This is a genomic window from Actinoplanes sp. NPDC048988 (assembly GCF_043197815.1).
Classification (GTDB): Bacteria; Actinomycetota; Actinomycetes; order Mycobacteriales; family Micromonosporaceae; genus Actinoplanes.
Window position 1 is genome coordinate 464,639 of sequence record NZ_JBICTW010000005.1, and the last position, 16,640, is coordinate 481,278.

General features: G+C 74.3%; 12 protein-coding genes. 7 read left to right on the forward strand and 5 right to left on the reverse strand.

From position 1 onward, the window contains the following. Positions 1–96 precede the first annotated feature (96 nt). A complete protein-coding gene (locus ACGFJ7_RS20155; RefSeq protein WP_360251311.1) occupies positions 97–477 on the forward strand; it encodes a VOC family protein in 381 nt (126 codons plus the stop codon). Positions 478–552: 75 nt separating this feature from the next. Here the strand turns inward: ACGFJ7_RS20155 and ACGFJ7_RS20160 are convergent, their stop codons facing one another. Next, positions 553–1,419, reverse strand: a complete 867-nt coding sequence (locus ACGFJ7_RS20160) for a DMT family transporter (RefSeq protein ID WP_392643054.1) — start codon at positions 1,417–1,419, stop codon at positions 553–555. A gap of 109 nt (positions 1,420–1,528) precedes the next feature. Between ACGFJ7_RS20160 and ACGFJ7_RS20165 the strand changes: the two genes are divergently transcribed. Then, a complete protein-coding gene (locus tag ACGFJ7_RS20165; RefSeq protein ID WP_360251317.1) occupies positions 1,529–2,008 on the forward strand; it encodes a MarR family transcriptional regulator in 480 nt (159 codons plus the stop codon). Here ACGFJ7_RS20165 and ACGFJ7_RS20170 read toward each other — a convergent pair. After that, positions 2,005–2,856, reverse strand: a complete 852-nt coding sequence (locus ACGFJ7_RS20170; protein ID WP_360251320.1) for an aldo/keto reductase — start codon at positions 2,854–2,856, stop codon at positions 2,005–2,007. The genes ACGFJ7_RS20165 and ACGFJ7_RS20170 overlap by 4 nt on opposite strands. Before the next feature lie 141 nt (positions 2,857–2,997). On the opposite strand from ACGFJ7_RS20170, the gene ACGFJ7_RS20175 reads away from it, so the two are divergent. Together ACGFJ7_RS20175 and ACGFJ7_RS20180 are read left to right on the forward strand one after the other, a co-directional pair. Then, positions 2,998–3,717: an L-type lectin-domain containing protein gene (locus ACGFJ7_RS20175; protein ID WP_360251323.1), complete on the forward strand. Its 720-nt coding sequence runs from the start codon at positions 2,998–3,000 to the stop codon at positions 3,715–3,717. Between the two features lie 39 nt (positions 3,718–3,756). Then, entirely contained in the window at positions 3,757–4,470 is a 714-nt protein-coding gene (locus tag ACGFJ7_RS20180; protein ID WP_360251326.1) for an enoyl-CoA hydratase/isomerase family protein, read from the forward strand. On the opposite strand, the gene ACGFJ7_RS20185 is transcribed toward ACGFJ7_RS20180, so the two are convergent. Continuing rightward, complete coding sequence (locus tag ACGFJ7_RS20185; protein WP_360251329.1) at positions 4,448–5,266, reverse strand: helix-turn-helix transcriptional regulator; 819 nt, start codon at positions 5,264–5,266, stop codon at positions 4,448–4,450. The genes ACGFJ7_RS20180 and ACGFJ7_RS20185 overlap by 23 nt on opposite strands. Positions 5,267–5,395: 129 nt before the next feature. Here ACGFJ7_RS20185 and ACGFJ7_RS20190 point away from each other — a divergent pair, with 129 nt between their 5' ends. Continuing rightward, positions 5,396–6,229 (forward strand): SDR family oxidoreductase, encoded by an 834-nt coding sequence (locus ACGFJ7_RS20190; RefSeq protein WP_392643057.1) that lies wholly within the window; start codon positions 5,396–5,398, stop codon positions 6,227–6,229. Then, positions 6,226–6,963: an SDR family oxidoreductase gene (locus ACGFJ7_RS20195; protein WP_392643059.1), complete on the forward strand. Its 738-nt coding sequence runs from the start codon at positions 6,226–6,228 to the stop codon at positions 6,961–6,963. Before ACGFJ7_RS20190 ends, ACGFJ7_RS20195 begins: the two co-directional genes overlap by 4 nt. Here ACGFJ7_RS20195 and ACGFJ7_RS20200 read toward each other — a convergent pair. Beyond that, positions 6,960–9,680 carry an AAA family ATPase gene (locus tag ACGFJ7_RS20200; RefSeq protein ID WP_392643060.1) on the reverse strand — a complete coding sequence of 907 codons (2,721 nt, stop codon included), beginning with the start codon at positions 9,678–9,680 and terminating at the stop codon, positions 6,960–6,962. The genes ACGFJ7_RS20195 and ACGFJ7_RS20200 overlap by 4 nt on opposite strands. A gap of 78 nt (positions 9,681–9,758) precedes the next feature. On the opposite strand from ACGFJ7_RS20200, the gene ACGFJ7_RS20205 reads away from it, so the two are divergent. Continuing rightward, positions 9,759–14,834: a LuxR C-terminal-related transcriptional regulator gene (locus tag ACGFJ7_RS20205; protein WP_392643062.1), complete on the forward strand. Its 5,076-nt coding sequence runs from the start codon at positions 9,759–9,761 to the stop codon at positions 14,832–14,834. Here the strand turns inward: ACGFJ7_RS20205 and ACGFJ7_RS20210 are convergent. Further along, positions 14,828–16,426, reverse strand: coding sequence for a CHASE3 domain-containing protein (locus tag ACGFJ7_RS20210; protein ID WP_360251344.1), 1,599 nt, complete (start codon positions 16,424–16,426; stop codon positions 14,828–14,830). The genes ACGFJ7_RS20205 and ACGFJ7_RS20210 overlap by 7 nt on opposite strands. Positions 16,427–16,640: the final 214 nt, after the last annotated feature.

Here is a 16,640-nt window from a genome sequence, read left to right on the forward strand (position 1 = left end):
CAGGAGGCCCGGGTAGGGTCCTAAGCGTGTTCCCACGGCAGGAGCCCACGAGCTCCGCAGCCGCCCCGGGCGTTCTCACGTTGAGAGGTTTCGTCAATGGCATGCCGCATCAGTGAGCTCGTACTCGATTGCCACGACCCCGAGTTGCTGGCGCGGTTCTGGTGCGAGGTCCTGGACTTCGTCGTGCTCGACCGCGAAGAGGACGGCAGTCTCGAGATCGGGCCCCGCGACGGGTTCGGCGGCCCGCAGCCGACGATCATCCTCAGCCGCAGCGACGAGCCGGCGAGGGGAAAGCCCCGGCTGCACATCGACGTCAACGCCACCGACCGCGATCAGGACGCCGAGCTCGAACGCCTCCTGAAGCTCGGAGCGCGCCCGGCCGACATCGGCCAGACCGGCGAGGAGCCATGGCACGTTCTCGCCGACCCCGAAGGCAATGAATTCTGCCTGCTCAAGCCTCGCCTCGATCCGCTCTGACCAACGCTGTTTCGAGAATTGCTCCCGCTCCGCGAGTCAAGGCCGCGAGTCAAGGCCGCGAGTCAAGGCCGCGTGTCAGGGCGGGGTTTGCGGGCTCGGTTCGGTGGGCCGGGCTTCGTGGCTGCTTCGCACGAGTGCTGCTCCGGCCACGCTGACCAGGACCAGCGCCAGGATCGGGACGGGGCCCAGCCGCTGGCCCAGGATCAGGCGGCCGGCGAGCGCGGCGGCCGCCGGCTGCAGGCTCATCAGCACTCCGAAGACGCGGGTGGGCAGGTCGCGCAGGGCGATCAGTTCCAGCGCGTACGGGATGACGCCCGCCAGCAACGCCACGATGACCGCGCCGCCGAGCAGCCGGGGCTGGGCGAAGGCCCGTACCGCCCCGGTGAAACCGAACGGCAGCACCAGCAGCGCGGCGACCGCGAACGACACCGCCAGCCCGCCCACTCCGGGCACCGCCGCGCCGAGCCGGGCGCTGAAGACGATGTACCCGGCCCCGCACGCCCCGGCGGCCAAGGCGAGCGCCAGCCCCGCCATCGGCACCTCCGCGCCGGCCCGCAACCCGAGCAACGCGACCCCGGCCCCGGCCGTGAGGGCGCACACCAGGTCGGCCACCCGTCGCGTCTGCGCCAGCGCGAGGATGAGCGGCCCGGCGAACGACGCGGTGACCACGATTCCTTGCGGCGCTGTCCGCAACGCCAGGTAGGACAGCAGAGTCAGCCCGGCCGCGAACACGCCGAGCAGCACCGCGGCCCGCCACGCCGCGCCCGTCCATCGCCACACCCGCGGCCGCACGGCCACGGCCAGGACGAGCGCCGCGAACCCCATCCGCCAGGCCAGGGTCCCGGCCGGGCCGAGCTCGCCGAAGAGCGTGCGGGCGACCGCCGAACCGGACTGGGCCGACACGACCGACGCCACCACCAGCAGCCCGGGCACCGTCCTCATGGCGCCGACGGTAGGGCGCCACGAGGACGGGGTGGAACGAAGTCGTACCGTCAGGCGACGACGGTCATGTAGGTTGTAGCAACAACTAATCTCGTGGGATGATGTGGTCATGGACACACGATGGCTGACCCCCGACGAGCTGAACGCCTGGGTTCGCCTGGCCGCCGTGCTCGAGCTGCTGCCCGGGGTGCTGGAGAGTCAGCTGCGCCGCGACGCCGACCTCGGGCACTTCGAGTACTACGTGCTCGCCATGCTCTCCGAGGCCGATGAGAAGACACTGCGGATGACGGCGCTGGCCCGGATGACCAACGCCACCCTCCCCCGGCTCTCGCACGTCGTGCAGCGTCTGGAGGCGCGCGGCTTCGTCGAGCGTTTCCCCTGCCCGGAAGACCGGCGCGCCACCAACGCCCGGCTCACCGGCGCCGGCTGGGAGAAGGTCGAGGCGAGCGCGCCGGGCCACGTCGCCACCGCCCGGGAGTACGTCGTCGACGCCCTCACCCCGGAGCAGATCACGCAGCTCAGTGAGATCACCGGCGCGATACTCACCCGCCTCGACCCGGGCGGCCACTTCGCCGCCCGCCGTACCTAGACAAGGGCCTGGAACTCGTCGTCGGTCAGCTGGATGTCGGCCGCCGCGCAGTTCTCCTCGAGATGCGCCACCGACGAGGTGCCCGGGATCGGCACCATCACCGGCGAGCGGCGCAGCAGCCAGGCCAGCGCCAGCTGGCCGGTCGTCGTGCCCGGGTGGGCCGCCGCGACCTCGTCCAGCGGGCCGCCCGGACGGGCCAGCGCGCCCGCGTCGACCGGCGCCCACGGAATGAAGGCGATGCCCTGCTCGGTGCAGTAGTCGAGCAGTTCCTCGGCCCGGCGGTCGCCCAGGTTGTAGCGGTTCTGCACCGAGGCGACCGGCACCCCGAACTCCTGCGCCTGCTTGACGTCCTCGACCGTCACCTCGGACAGGCCCACCTGCTTGGCCAGGCCCTCGTCGAGGAACCAGCGAAGCACCTCGAACTGCTCCTCGCGCGGCGTGTTCGGGTCGATGCGGTGCAGCTGCCACAGGTCGATCTGCTCCACGCCCAGGCGCCGCAGCGACAGCTGCATGCACTGTCGCAGGTACTCGGCGCGGCCCAGGGCGACCCACACGCCCGGCCCGGTCCGCGCGAAGCCGCCCTTCGTCGCGATGGCCACGTCGCCGTAGCCCTTGCCGTCGTGCAGAGCCTCCCGGATCAGATTTTCCGAGACCTCCGGGCCGTACGAGTCGGCGGTGTCGATGAAGGTGACGCCGAGCTCCACCGAGCGGCGCAACACCCGTACCGCCTCGCCGGGGTCGGCCGGCGGGCCCCAGATGCCCGGCCCGGTGATCCGCATGGCCCCGTACCCGAGCCGGTGGACCGTTTTGCCGCCCAACTCGATAGTGCCGCTTCCGGCGACGCTCATCATGTGCTCCTCGAAGTCTGCTGAGATCCCCAACCTATGCCGGCGCAAACACCAGCCGCCAATGCGCCGATTCGGCGTACGCGGGCCGTTGCCTCGACCTACGTTGAGCCCGTCAACACCGCTCTTATGGAGGACGGAACAATGTCCCAGCCTGTCTATCGCAAGCGGCTGACGGGCGGTCTGCTGGCCGTCGCGGCGTCCCTGGCCACCGTCGCCGTGGCCGCGCCCGCCCAGGCCGCCGCGGGTGACTTCCCGTTCAGCGACTTCAGCCTCAACGGGTCGGCCAGCTTCGTGTCGGCCAGCGACTCGCCCAGCTCCGTGCTGCGCCTGACCGGCGGCGGCTACCGGCAGGCCGGTTCCGCCTGGGGTGGCGAGCAGATCGATCTGACCCGCTCCTTCGAGACCAGTTTCCGCGTGCACCTGCGCGGCAACGCCCCGGGCGCCGACGGCGTCGCCTTCCTCGTGCAGGGGGTCGGCCCGCGCGCCCTCGGCGGCTGGGGCGGCGGCCTCGGCTACCGCGGCATCCGCCCGAGCGTGGCGGTCGAGCTCGACGACTTCCGCAACGCGGGCGACGCCGACGCCAACCACGCCGGGGTCGTGCTGCGCGGCAACCCGGACTACCACCTGTCCGCCGCCCCGGTCGCCCCGCCGTTGTTCGGCTCGCCGGTCGACGTCCGGGTCGGCTACGACGCCGGAGCCCACAACCTGACCGTCGACGTCGGCGGCCGCCGGCTGATCAGCACCGGCGTGGACCTCGCGGCCGAGGTCGGCGCCGGCCGGGCGTGGGTGGGTTTCACCGGCGCGACCGGCAGCACGTCGTCGACCCAGGAGATCCTCGACTGGAATCTCTCAGTCGGCTGACTCATGGCGGGCCCGGCCCCCGCTCCTAGCGTCGACGCCATGACGTGGAACGCTTCCGAGCGAGGGCCGGTCGCCCTGCTCACCTTCGACAACCCGCCGGACGGCCTGATGAGCTTCGCCGGCCTCCTCGAGCTGGGCGATCTGCTCGAGACGTACGCCGAGAAGCCCGCCGACATCAAGCTGATCGTTCTCACCGGCGGCGCTCCGGGCCTGTTCATCAACCACGCCGACCTGGCCGAACTCGCCAAGCTGGGCGCGGGCACCGCCACCGAGCGGGAGCGCGGGGCCTGGAGCCGCGCGCTGCGCCTGCTGGAGGAGATCCCGCAGCCGGCCATCGCGGCCATCGACGGCCTGGCCTCCGGCGGCGGCCACGAACTGGCCCTGGCCTGCACCCTGCGGGTGGGCTCGCCCGACGCCCGGCTCCAGCAGCCCGAGGTGCCGGCCGGTTTCATCCCGGGTGGCGGCGGAAGCGTACGGCTCCCCCGCCTCATCGGTCCCGGCCTGGCCGCCGACGTCATCCTGACCGGTCGCGAGGTCGGCGCCTCGGAGGCGCTGCGGGTGGGCTGGCTGAGCCGTGTCTTCTCCGGCTCCGACTTCCTGACCGAGGTTCTGGCCTGGGCGGACTCCATCGCCGCGGCCCCGGCGCCGGCCCTGGCCGCCGCCAAGAAGTCGATAGTTCAGGGCAGCCGCCTGCCGTTCGGCGCGGCCCAGGCCCAGGAACGGGAGCTGTTCAGCGGCGTTCTGGCTCGTTAGCCAGCAGCGCGAGGGCGTCGGCGGCCGGGCTGCCCGGCTCGGCGTGGTACATCACCAGTTGAAGGCCGTCGCTGCCGATGACCGCCAGCTTCTCCCGGCGCAGGCGCATCTCGCCGACGCGCGGGTGGTGGATGACGCCGGTGTCGCTGCCGCCGCGGTGGATGTCGTGCCGGGCCCACAGCTTGCGGAACTGCTCGCTCTTGAGCGACAGCTCGCCGATCAGCGACTGCAGGCGCGGGTCGTCGGTGTCGGTGCCCATCTCGGCCCGCAGCTGCGCCACCACGTTCCCGATGTTCTCGTCGAGGTCGGGGTGGGCCAGCCGGGCCGACGGGTCGGTGAAGAGCACGATGAGGCGGTTGGTGCCGGGCCGCATCAGCGGCGACAGCTCGGCCGCCAGCGGATTGGCGGCCAGCACGTCCCGGTAGCGGTTGACCACGAACGCGGGCACGTTCAGCGTGCCCAGCAGCATCGCGATCCCGTCCGGCACGCGGTCGGCGGCCTTCGCGGCCCGGCGCCGGCTCTTAGGCCGGGCCAGGTCGAGGAGGTACGCGGCTCCCTCGGCGTCGAGTTGCAGGACGCGGGCCAGCGCCTCGACGACCTGGGCCGACGGCGTACGGTCGCGGCCCTGTTCCAAGCGCAGGTAATACTCCGCGCTGATCCCGGCCAGCATCGCCACCTCCTCGCGGCGCAGCCCCGGCACCCGCCGCAGCCCGCCGCCGGGCAGGCCCACCTCGCGCGGCGTCACCAGTTCCCGGCGTGCCCTCAGAAAGTCACCCAGCGCGTTGTCCGTAGCCATGATCCCCACGATACGAAGCACCGGGGCCGGGTGCCTGTCCCCGCCACTACCAGGAACAACTCTGTCTGCCACCGCACCGCCGAACACCGGACAGTGGTGTTCAGGCAACAACGACTGAAGGAGAACGACATGAAGACCTGGTTCATCACCGGCGTCAACAGCGGCTTCGGCCGCCAGATGACCGAGCAGCTGCTCGCCCGCGGCGAGCGCGTCGCCGGCACCATCCGCAAAGCCGGCTCGGTCGACGACCTCAAGGACAAGTACGGCGAGCGGTTCTGGGTCGCCAACCTCGACGTCACCGACCTGCCCGGGGTCCGTGCGACCGTCGACCGCGCCTTCGCCGAGCTCGGCCGCATCGACGTCATCGTCAACAACGCCGGCTACGGCCTGTTCGGCGCCGCCGAGGAACTGACCGACGAGCAGGTCATCGGCCAGATCAACACCAACCTGCTCGGCTCCATCGCCGTGGTCCGGGCGGCCCTGCCGCACCTGCGGGCCCAGGGCGGCGGCCGGGTCATCCAGATCTCCACGTACGGCGGTCAGGCCACCAACCCGGGCGCGTCGCTCTACCACGCCGGCAAGTGGGGCATCGAGGGCTTCATCGAGGGCACGGCTCGTGACGTCGCCCCGTTCGGGATCGAGATGACCATCGTCGAGCCCGGTGGCGCCCGCACCGAGTTCCGGTTCGACAGCCTGCAACTGGCCACCCCGCTCGAGGCGTACGACAACACGCCCGCCGCGATGGTCCGCGGGGCCAAGGACCGCAGCCGTCCCCCGCTGGGCGACCCGGCGAAGATGGCCGCCCGCATCATCGAGAGCGCCGGCCAGTCCCCGGCCCCGCTGCGCCTCGTGCTCGGCTCGGACGCGTACAAGTTCGTGACCAGCGCCCTGCGCGAGCGCCTGGCCCAGATCGAGCCGCAGGAGGCGCTGGCCGCCTCCACCGACTGGACCGACGAGCAGTGACCGACCTGTCGGGAAAGGTGGCCCTGGTCACCGGCTCGGCGCGGGGTATCGGACGGGCCGTCGCCCTCCGGTACGCCGCGCTCGGGGCCGACATCGTGATCAACTACGCGCACGGGGCCGAGGCCGCCGAAGAGACCCGCGCCGCCGCCACGGCGCTGGGAGTCCGTGCCGAGGCGGTGCGGGCCGACGTGTCAGTGGTCGACGACGTACGGCGGCTCTTCGCCGGCCGGCGCCCCGACATCGTGGTGGTGAACGCCGGCCTGGAGCACACCGGGCTGCCGGTCGCCGACTTCACCGAGGAACAGTTCGATCGCATGTTCGCGGTCAACACCAAGGGTGCCTTCTTCACCATGCAGGAAGCGGCCCGGCACGTCGCCGACTCCGGCCGCATCATCTACGTCAGCTCCAGCACGACCGGCTACCCCATGCCCGGCTACGCCCTGCACGGCGGCAGCAAGGTGGCGCCCGAATATCTGGTCCGGGTGCTGGCGCACGAGATCGGCCACCGCGGCGTCACGGTGAACGGCATCCTGCCCACCGCCACCGAGGGCGCCGGCCTGCACACGAGCGCCGGGCCGGACGCGCCGATCCGCGCGTTCCTGCGCGACTTCAACCCGATGGGCCGGATGGGCACGGCCGACGACGTGGCCGACGTGGCCGAGTTCTTCGCCGGCCCGCTCTCGTCCTTCGTCAGCGGCCAGCTGCTCACGGTCTCGGGCGGGGCGATCGCTTAAGCGAGGGCCGCCTGAAGTTGCGTACGGCTCGTGACGCCCAGCTTCGGGAACGCCTTGTAAAGGTGTACGCCGACCGTGCGCGGCGACAGGTACATCTGGTCGGCGATCTCCCGGTTGGTGAGGCCGGCCGCGGCGAGACGGGCGACCTGGCTCTCCTGCGGGGTGAGCTGAGCCGTCCGTACGGACGGGGTCCGCTCCGCCTCGTCGGCGGCGCCGGCCGCGCGCAGCTCCAAGGAGGCGCGCTCGGCCGGCCAGGCCGCGCCGGCGCGGGCGAACTCGCGCAGCGCCGCCGCGAGCAGGTCCCGGGCCGGGGCGATGCGCCGGCGGCGGCGCAGCCATTCCCCGTACGCGAGCCGGCTGCGGGCCAGCTCGAACGTGTTTCCCGACGCCTCGGCGCGGGCGATCGACAGGGTGTGGTCCTCCTCGGCGCCGTCGCCGTCGGTCACCAGCGCCCGGGCCCGGTGCACGATGGCCCACAGGTGGTCGGAGCCGAGGGCGGCGGCCTGCTCGGCCGCCTCGGCGCACAGCCGGCGGGCCTGCTCGGCGTGGCCGCCGCGTACCCCGGCCTCGGCCACGTCGGACAGCGCCCACAGGCCGGTCGACGGGTGCGCGGCCACGCCGGCCAGCTCGAGCCAGGCGTCACCGGGCCGCCCGGCCCGCAGCGCCAGCAGGCCGGCCGCCCACGACTCGCGGGCGGTGATCAGGGCGTACGGCTCATGCCGGCGGTAGCGCACGCTGTCGGCCAGGCGCTGCTCGGCGGCCTCCCGGTCGTCGCGCCAGGCGTGGGCGAGCGCGGAGACCGCCGCCGCCACTCCGGCCACGCGAGTCAGGCCGCTGCCCTCGGCGAGCCGCAAAGCCTGCTCCGTGTCGGCCAGCCCGGCGTCCAGGTCGCCCCGCAGCACGTGGATCATCCCGCGGCCGTTGAGGGCGTACGCCTCGTCGCCCAGCGAGCTGGCCGCGCTGTGGTACTCCCGGTAGATCTCCCAGCAGGACCAGGCCAGATCCAGGTCCTGCAGCGACTCGGAGCAGCGGGCGAAGATCGGCAGGAGGCGGCTGGTGCCGACCGCCCGCTCGGTGTCCTTGGCGAACGCCGCTTCCCGGGCCGAGCTCAGCATCGCCGTCAGCCGCGGGCGCACGGCCGGCCCGTACGCGGCCGGGTCGACCATGGCGAGCATCATGTCGCGCTGCCACAGACCCTCGGCGACCAGATCGAGCACGGCCGCCCGCAGCCGGCCGGCGGTCTCCGCCGAGCCGTCCATGTTCCACCACTGCCCGACGGCCGCGGTGAGGAACCGGATCCGGGCCACGGTGTCCTCCGGGCCGTCGCCGAGGGAGGCGGCGAGACGGATGGAGGCCTCGACATTGCGTACGGGCGTGCCGAACGTCATGGCCAGCAACCGTTCGACAGTGGCCAGCCCGGCCACGTCGTGCGGCGTCGCGGCGATCGGCAGAGCCTCGGTCAGCAGCGCGTACGACTGCTCGGGCAGACCGGCCTGCCGGGCCACCTCGGCGCCGGTGGTGAGCCGGCGGGCCCGGTCCTCGAGCGTCGGCGACAGTACGGCGGCCCGGCGCAGGGCGGCGACGGCCTCGGGCAGGGTGCCGCGTTTCTGCGACAGCGCGGAGGCGGTCTCCAACTCGCGCGCCACGGTCTCGTCCGGCTGCAAGGTGGCGGCGGCCCGGTGCCAGGCGGCACGGACGGGGTCGGCCACCACCTCGGCCAGATGGCCGTGCGCGGCGGCCCGCTCGGTCGTGGTGGCGGCGCCGTAGACGGCGGAGCGGACCAGCGGATGGTCGAAGGCCAGGCGGTCGCCGCTGAGCCGGACCAGCCGGTTGCGCTCCAGCGGCTGCAGGTCGCCGGGCCCGGCCCCGGCCCGCCGGCCCGCCTCCACGATCTCGGGCACGGTGCCGCGCTCGTCGTTCGCGGCGGCGATCAGCAGCAGGGCACGGCTCGCGGCCGGCAGCGCGGCCAGATCACCGAGCAGGGCCCGTTCGAGCCGGCGGCTCACCGGCAGGCGCTCGGCGTCCTCGGCCCACGGCAGCCGGTCCGCCTCGGCGGCGAACTCCCGCAGGGCCAGCGGGTTGCCGCCCGCCTCGGCCAGCACCCGCTCGCGCAGCGCGTCGCCCAGCTCGGGCGCGGTCGCGGTCAGCAGCCGTACGGCCGCGTCGGCGCCGAGCGGTGCCAGCGTCATCGTGGTCGCGCCCGGCAGCCCGGCCGGCAGCAGCCCGGTCCGGGCCGTGGCCAGCATCATGATCGGAGCGTCGCCCCGATGCCCGGCCACGAAGGTGACGGCGGCCCGGCTGGACGGGTCGAGCCACGGCAGATCCTCGACGACCAGCAGCAGACCCCGGTCCCCGGCCGCCGCCTCGAGCAGGCCGAGCGTGGCCAGCCCGACCAGCAGCGGATCGGGCCGCGGTCCCTCCGACACGCCGAGCGCGCTCAGCAGCGCCGCCCGCTGACGCTCCGGCAGGTCACCGGCCGTACCCAGAATCGGGTCGAGCAGTTCGAACAGCCCGGTGTAGCCGACCGGCGCCGGCCCCTCGACCCCGACACCCAGCAGCACCGGCAGGCCACGCCGCTCGGCCTCGTCCATGACGGCGTCGACCACCGTCGTCTTGCCCACACCGGCGTCGCCCTCGAGCACGACTACCCGCCCACCCGAGCGCGCGTCATCCAGGACACCGGCGAGAAACGCCAGCTCAGTCTCGCGTCCGATCATCGCGGGAGAGTCTATTCCGGTACGCGGACCGGTCGGATGACGTATGCCGGTGACCGGCGGCGCAGGCACCATGGAACGGTGTTAGTGGGCCGGGAGCGAGAGTCGGGCCAGCTGGCCGCCCTCGTGACGGGCCTGACTCGCCGCGGCGGCGCGGTAGCGATCACCGGCGACCCCGGCTCGGGCCGCACCACCATGCTCAACCATGTGGCCCACCTGGCCGAGGAGGCCGGCCACACGGTCGTCCGCTTCCCCGACCGGCCCGCCATCGACCGCCGCCACCCGACGGTGGTGCTGGCCGACAACCCGGGCCGCCTGGCGGAGCCGGACCGGGAGGCGCTGGCCGGCCTGGCCCGCCGAGCCCGCACCGCTCCCCTGCTCGTGGTGACCGCCGGCTCCCCGGCGGACGAGACCGTGACGTGGGCGGCCACTTCGGTACCGCTCGGCCCGTTACCACCGGAAGCGGCCGACGCGCTGCTGGCCGCCCTCCCCCGGGAAACGGCCCGCCGAATAGCGGAGAAGGCGCGGGGCAACCCGCTGGCGCTGACCGAACTGGCCTTGACCGAACTGGCCCTGACCGGCGAGCCGCTGGCCCTGACCGACCGGCTGCGGGCCAGCCTGCTCGCCGAGGTGCCGGAGGACGCGCGTCCCCTGCTGGCCCTGCTCGCCTGCGGGGAACATCACGAACTGCCCGAGCTGGCGGCGGCCGCGCTCCGCCTCGGCCTGGACCTCGGCGGTCTCGGCCCGGCCGAACGCGCCGGCGTGGTCACGGTCATCGGCGACACCGTCCGGGTGCGGCTGCCGCTGGTCCGGGAGGCGCTCTACGAGGCGGCAGCCCCAGCGGAGCGGCGGGCCGCCCACGAGGCACTGGCCGCCACCACGCTCGACGACGCCGCCGCGGCGTGGCATCGCTCGGTAGCCGCCCATGACACCGGAGCCGACGACGGCGACCTCGAGGTTGCCGCGGGGCGGGCGGCGGCCCGGGGCTCACTGGCGAGTGCGGTACGGCTGTTGCGCCGCGCGGCCGCGCTCGCCGCCGGCTCTCGGGCCCGGGGCCGCTGCCTCGCCCAGGCGGCGGAGCTGGCCCGGCAGGCGGGCGAGACGTCTCAGGCCCGGGCGCTGGCCGAGCAGGCCGTCGCGGCCTCGCCGCCGGCCGCCGTACGGGAACGGATTGAACTGACGCTGGCGGAGCTCCGGCTCGGCGCAGGTGTGAGCGAGGCCGTCCTGGGCGAATTGCTCAGCGATCCGAGCCCCACGGCCGCCGCGCTGGCTCACGACCATGAGCTGCCGCCCGCGGAACGGGCGGCCCTGCTCCGGGCGCTACCCGCCGACGCGATGAGCCGGGCCTGGATCGATCCGCTCGCCGTCCCCGAGCCCGTGCGCCGGCGTCCGGCCCGCACGGTCGCCGAGTTCCGGGACCGCACCTCCAACGGCCGAACCGGCGACGGCCGCGCGGTTCACGAGCTGACCGCGGCCGCGCGCGCCGCCGGGGCACTGCACGACGTCCGGACGGCCGCGCAGTGCTGGGACCTGCTCGCCGATCCCTCTCTCGCGGCTCCGGGAGCCACCGCCGACGAGGCCGCTCGGCTGGCCGGCGGGGGCGTGACCAGAGTTCTGACCGGCCGCCTGCACGACGCGGTGCCCCGCTCGGGCCGGGCCGCCCGGCTCGCCGCCCGGGCCGGGCTGCCGGCCCTGGGCGACCTCGCCACCGCCGGCCGGGCGCTGGCCGAGGCCTGGACCTCGACCGCCCGTACGCCGGCGCTCCTGGTGAACCAAGCGCCCACCGCGGCGGCGCGGGCGATCCAGCGGTGGGCTCTCGGGCTGGTGGCACTTCGGGAGCGGCGGTACGACCAGGCGTGGGAGGCGCTGCACGCGGTGGGCGTTCACCGGGACACCGCCTGGAACGCGGTCGCCGATCTGGCCGAGGCGGCCGTGGGGAGCGGTCGTCCGGGGGCGGTGGCCCTCGCCGATCAGCGGGTGGCCGAGGTGGCTCACGCCGCTCGGGTCCTTGATTCCGACCACCTCCGGGCGGTGGCCTCGCGGGGCCGGGCTCTGCTGGACGAGCGCGGCGCCGAACCGCACTACCGTGACTCTCTCGCGGCCGGGCGCCGGGCCGGCACTCCGCTTGAGCTTGCCCGGACCCTGCTGGCGTACGGCCACTGGTTGCGCCGTCGAGGCCGTGTCGTGGCCGCCCGGGAGCACCTCGGCGAGGCCCGGTTCGTGTTCCAGCGGGCCGGCGCCCGGCCCTGGGCCGAGCTGGCCGCGGCCGAGCTGCGCGCGGCCGGTGTGGCTTCCGGTGCCCGCGAGGATGTCGTGGCCGGCGACGGCGTGCTCAGCCCGCAGGAGCTGCGGATCGCGCGGCTCGCCGCGGAGGGCATGACGAACAAGGAGATCGCGGCGCGTCTTCAGTGTGCGCCGCGCACCGTGGCCGCGTACCTCCGTGCCGTCTTCCCCAAGCTCTCCGTCACCCGCCGGTCGCTGCTGCGGGAGCGGCTAGGTGAAGTTCCGCCGTACGTCCATTCGACTTATGACGACGGTCCGCTTCCCTCCGAGGCTCGTCCTCGTGGCTCGTTCGAGCCGCGACGACCAGCACGCAGGGGGCGAACAATGCGCGACACCGGATCGTGGCCGGACTCGGGACTTCTGGGCCGGGACGGCGCCTGGGAGCCCGTCACCCGCGTCCTCGCGGCCGGCCGTGGGGCCACTGTCGCCGTGGTCGCCGACTCCGGGCTCGGCACGTCGGCTTTCCTCACCGCGGTGGCGAGAGCCGCCGTGGCCAAGGGTTTCCGCGTGCTGCGCACGGCCGGGCACCGCGACGAGAAGGACTACGAGGGCGCGGCCCTGCAGGCGCTTCTCTGCCCCCGGCGCGGCCTGCCCGGGCCCGACCCGCTGGCCGGCGCGGAAAGTCTGCTGTCGGCCGGCGCCGGGCCGCTGCTCGTGGTCGTCGACGACCTGCACGAGTGCGACGAGCTGTCGAGCCGGGTGCTGCGCGAGCTGACCCGCCGGCGGTTCGACCGGCCCGTCGTGTTCCTGTTCGGGGTGCGCCGCCGGCACGCCCCGCGTCTCGTGCCCGCCGGGGCCCACGTCGTCGACCTGGAGCCGCTGTCGAAGGCCGACGCCGCCCGGCTGCTGGCGCGCCAGCCGGACGCCGGCGGGAGCCTGAGCCGGCTGGCGCTGCTGAGCCGGGCCCAGGGCAAGCCCCGGGCCGTCGTCGAGCTGGCCGCCGCCTTCGCCGGCGCGTCCGCCACGGAGGTTCTCCGGCCGCCGGTGGCCCTGATCGAGCCGCTTCGGCAGCGGTTCGCGGCGCGGTTCGCGGCGCTGAAGCCGGAGACGCTGCTGCTGGCCCGTCATGTCAGCGCGCGGCTCGCCGACGAGGACGTGCCCGTGGTGCTGGCCGCCGCGGGCACGTCACGCGCCGCGCTGGACGACGCCGTCGAGGCCGAAATCCTCGAGACGGACGGCGCCCAGGTACGTTTCGCCGACCCGCTCGCCCAGGTGGCGGTCTACTTCTCGTGCCCGGCCGGCGAACGGGCCGAGCTGCACCGCCGTCTCGCCGGCGCGCTGCCACCCCACGCCCGCGCCCCGCACCTGGCCGCCGCCGCGACCGGGCCGGACGAGCAGATCGCGGCCGGGCTGGAGCGGGCCGGCGCCGAGGCCCTGCGGAGCGGGCGCCGCACCGAGCACGCCCTCGCGCTCGCCTGGGCCGCCGACCTGTCCCCGGCCGGGCACGACGCGGCCCGCCGCTACGCCGACGCGGCCGTCGGGGCCAGCTGGCTCGGCCAGACCCGCTGGGCGCTCGATCTGCACGCCGCGGCGGCGGCACAGGGACATCCGGAGGCCGTCTCCGAGGAGGCCGCCGTCGAGACGGTACTCGCGCTGTGCCGGGGCGGGCACCAGCGGGAGGCGATGGACCAGCTCCTGCTCAACGCCCGCAAGCATCCGGCCCGGCCCGAGGCGCTGGTCACCGCCGCCGCCTTCATCGCCCAACTGTCCGGTCTGGAGCAACACCGGGCACTCGTACGGGACCTCGGCCCGGTGCCGGCCCCGTCCGACGCCGAGCCGGTGGTGGACCGGCGGTCGGCGCTGCGGGCCCTGCGGCGTGCCGAGACGGCCGAACTCGCCGACGACACGGCGACCGCCATCGCCCTCCGGCAGGGGCTGCTCGACTGGCTGCGCGGCTTCGAGGGCGCGGCCGGCCTGGCCGAGCTGTGCCTGCCGCTGACCGGGGCCCTGATCGACGCCGGCCGCTGGGCCGAGGCCGACGCCGTGCTCGACGAGGCGCGGGAACTGTGCGACGGCGCCGACCTGCCGCTGCTGGAGGCCGAGGTGATCGCGCTGCGGGCCGTGCTGGCCGGCCGCCGCGGCGACGCCGGGGCGGCCCGGGAGCTGCTGCGCACGCTGCCGCACCGCATCGACCTGCGCGAGAACGGCCGGCTGGCCAAGTGGGTGCAGCAGGCGCTCGGCGTCGCCGCCTTCGCCGACGGGGACCACGAGCAGGCGTACTGGCACCTGCGGACGCTGTTCCAGGCCGACGGCCGTCCCCGCTATCCCGACCCGTCCGGCTCGGCCCTGCTCAGCTACGCCATGGCCGCGGTCTGGACGGGACGGACGGCGGAGGCGGCCCGGGCGCTCGAGGCGTGCGAGGGGCCGGACGGCCCGCGCCGGACGCTGGTCCGGGCGCACGTGCGGGCCCTGGTCGGCACCGACGGCGACAGCTTCCACGCCGCCGTCGAGGACCCGGCGGGCGAGGCCTGGCCGTACGAGCGGGCTCTGGCCAATGTGCAGTACGGCACGTGGCTGCGCCGCGAGCGGCGGGTGCGCGAGGCCCGCCGGCACCTCACCGCCGCCCTGACCGCCCTGGAGGAGATGGGCGCGGCCGGGATGGCCGAGGTGGCCCGCACGGAGCTGCGCGCGGCCGGCGGCGCCGTGGCCGAGCCGGAGCTGCCGGAGCCGGCGGCCGCGAAGCTGAGCACGCTCAGCCCGCAGCAGCGGCACGTCGTCCTGCTGGCCGCCCGCGGCATGCCCAACCGTGAGATCGCGACCCGCCTGCGCCTGTCGCCGCGCACGGTCGGCACCCACCTCTACAACGCCTACCCGAAACTGGGCGTCGGCGGCCGCCGCGAGCTGGGCGGGGTCCTCGCCGCGGGTCATCAGTAGCGGAAGCCGTTGACGATCGAGGTCATGTCGCCGGCCAGGCGGCTCAGATCGGCCGCCGCGCGCTGCGTCGCCGCCGCCCCGTCGGCGGTCGAGGAGGCCACCCGGGACACCTGCGAGACCGTGGCGGCCACATCGCCGCTCGCCCCGGCCGCACCGGCGACCGTACGGCTCATCTCTCCGGTCGTCGCCGTCTGCTCCTCGACCGCCGAGGCGATGGTCGTGGTGTAGTCGCCGATCCGCTGGATCACGTCGGTGATCTCGCCGATGGCCCGGGCCGCCGAGTCGCTCGAGCCCTGGATCGCCCCGATCCGGCTGGTGATCTCCTCGGTCGCCTTGGCGGTCTGCTGGGCCAGGTCCTTGACCTCCCCGGCCACCACGGCGAAGCCCTTGCCCAGCTCACCGGCGCGGGCGGCCTCGATGGTGGCGTTGAGCGCCAGCAGGTTGGTCTGCTCGGCGATGCTGGTGATCAGCCGGACCACGTCGCCGACCTCGGTGCTGGCCGCACCCAGCTCGGCGACCTGCCGGGTGGTGTTCTCGGCGACCGCCATTCCCTGCTGGGCGATCTCAGCGGCCTGGGCGGCGTTGCTGGCGATCTCGCCGATCGACGCGCTCATCTGCTCAGCCCCGGCCGCGATGGACTGCACGCCCGTGCTGACCTCCTCGCTGGCCGAGGTGGCGCTGGTGGCCTGCTGGGCGACGTCGGCCGCGCCGGCCTCGAGCCGCGCGCTGATCGACGAGAGCTCGCGGGCCGAGCCACTGAGTGTGCCCGCCGCCTCCTTCATCCGGCCGCCGATGGTCTCCCGCAACCGGGCGCCGGCCGCGTTCAGCGAGGTCGCCATCACGGCCAGCTCGTCGGTGGTGCGGATCGGGACGGAGACCGTGAGGTCGCCGTCCTCCAGACCCCGCAACGCTGTCGTGACCTCGTGCACGGGCCGGGCGATGCGCCGCGACAGCACGGTGCCGGCCACACCCATCAGCACCAGCAGAGCGCCGGTGCCGAACAGGATGACCGACCGGACCATTCCGGCCGAGGACGAGGCGGACGACGTACGCTGCGCGAGCAGCGTCCGTTCCGCGTTGTCCATGGCGCTGAGCACGGTCCGGATGTCGTCCATGACCGCCTTGCCCTTGTCGGTCAGCACCACCTGGAGCGCCGCCCGGAAGCCGCCGGCACCGGCCCGCAGGTCGATGGTCTCCTTCAGTTCGTCGAGCTTGGACTGCACGAGAGGGGCCAGCGCGTCCAGGCGTTGCTGCTGGGCCGGGTTGTCCGCGGTCATCGTCCGCAAGGTCTGCTGTTCGGTGGCCAGGTCGCCTCGTGCCGCCTCGTAGGGGGCCAGATAGTCCCGCTTGCCCGTGATGAGGAAGCCCCGCTGCCCGGTCTCGGCGTCCTTGAGGCTGGAGGAGATCGCCTCGATCCGGGCCAGGACCTGATAGGTGTGGTCGACCATCTCGCTGGTGGTGCGCAGCGACCCTACCGACCGGAACGACACGGCCGAGATGACCAGCAGGCAGAGCCCCACGCCGATCAACAGGGCGGAGATCTTCCGGGACAGGGTCCATCGCAGCCGGGGCGACGTCGTCGTCGTTTCCATGCCAAGCGCTTTCCACGACATTGGGCCGGTGGCCGGGCATGCGCGCCCGCCCTCCGCACGGGTGACCCCGCCGTCGCCCGCACATGACCGTTCGGCACGAATCCCGGTCGGCTGAGGGCCGGAAATGATCGCTATCGTGGTGCGAATGACGGAGCCCCGCCGGATCGGCCGCCATGAGATCCGGTCGCGGACCGGGTCGACCCGGCCGAGCGGC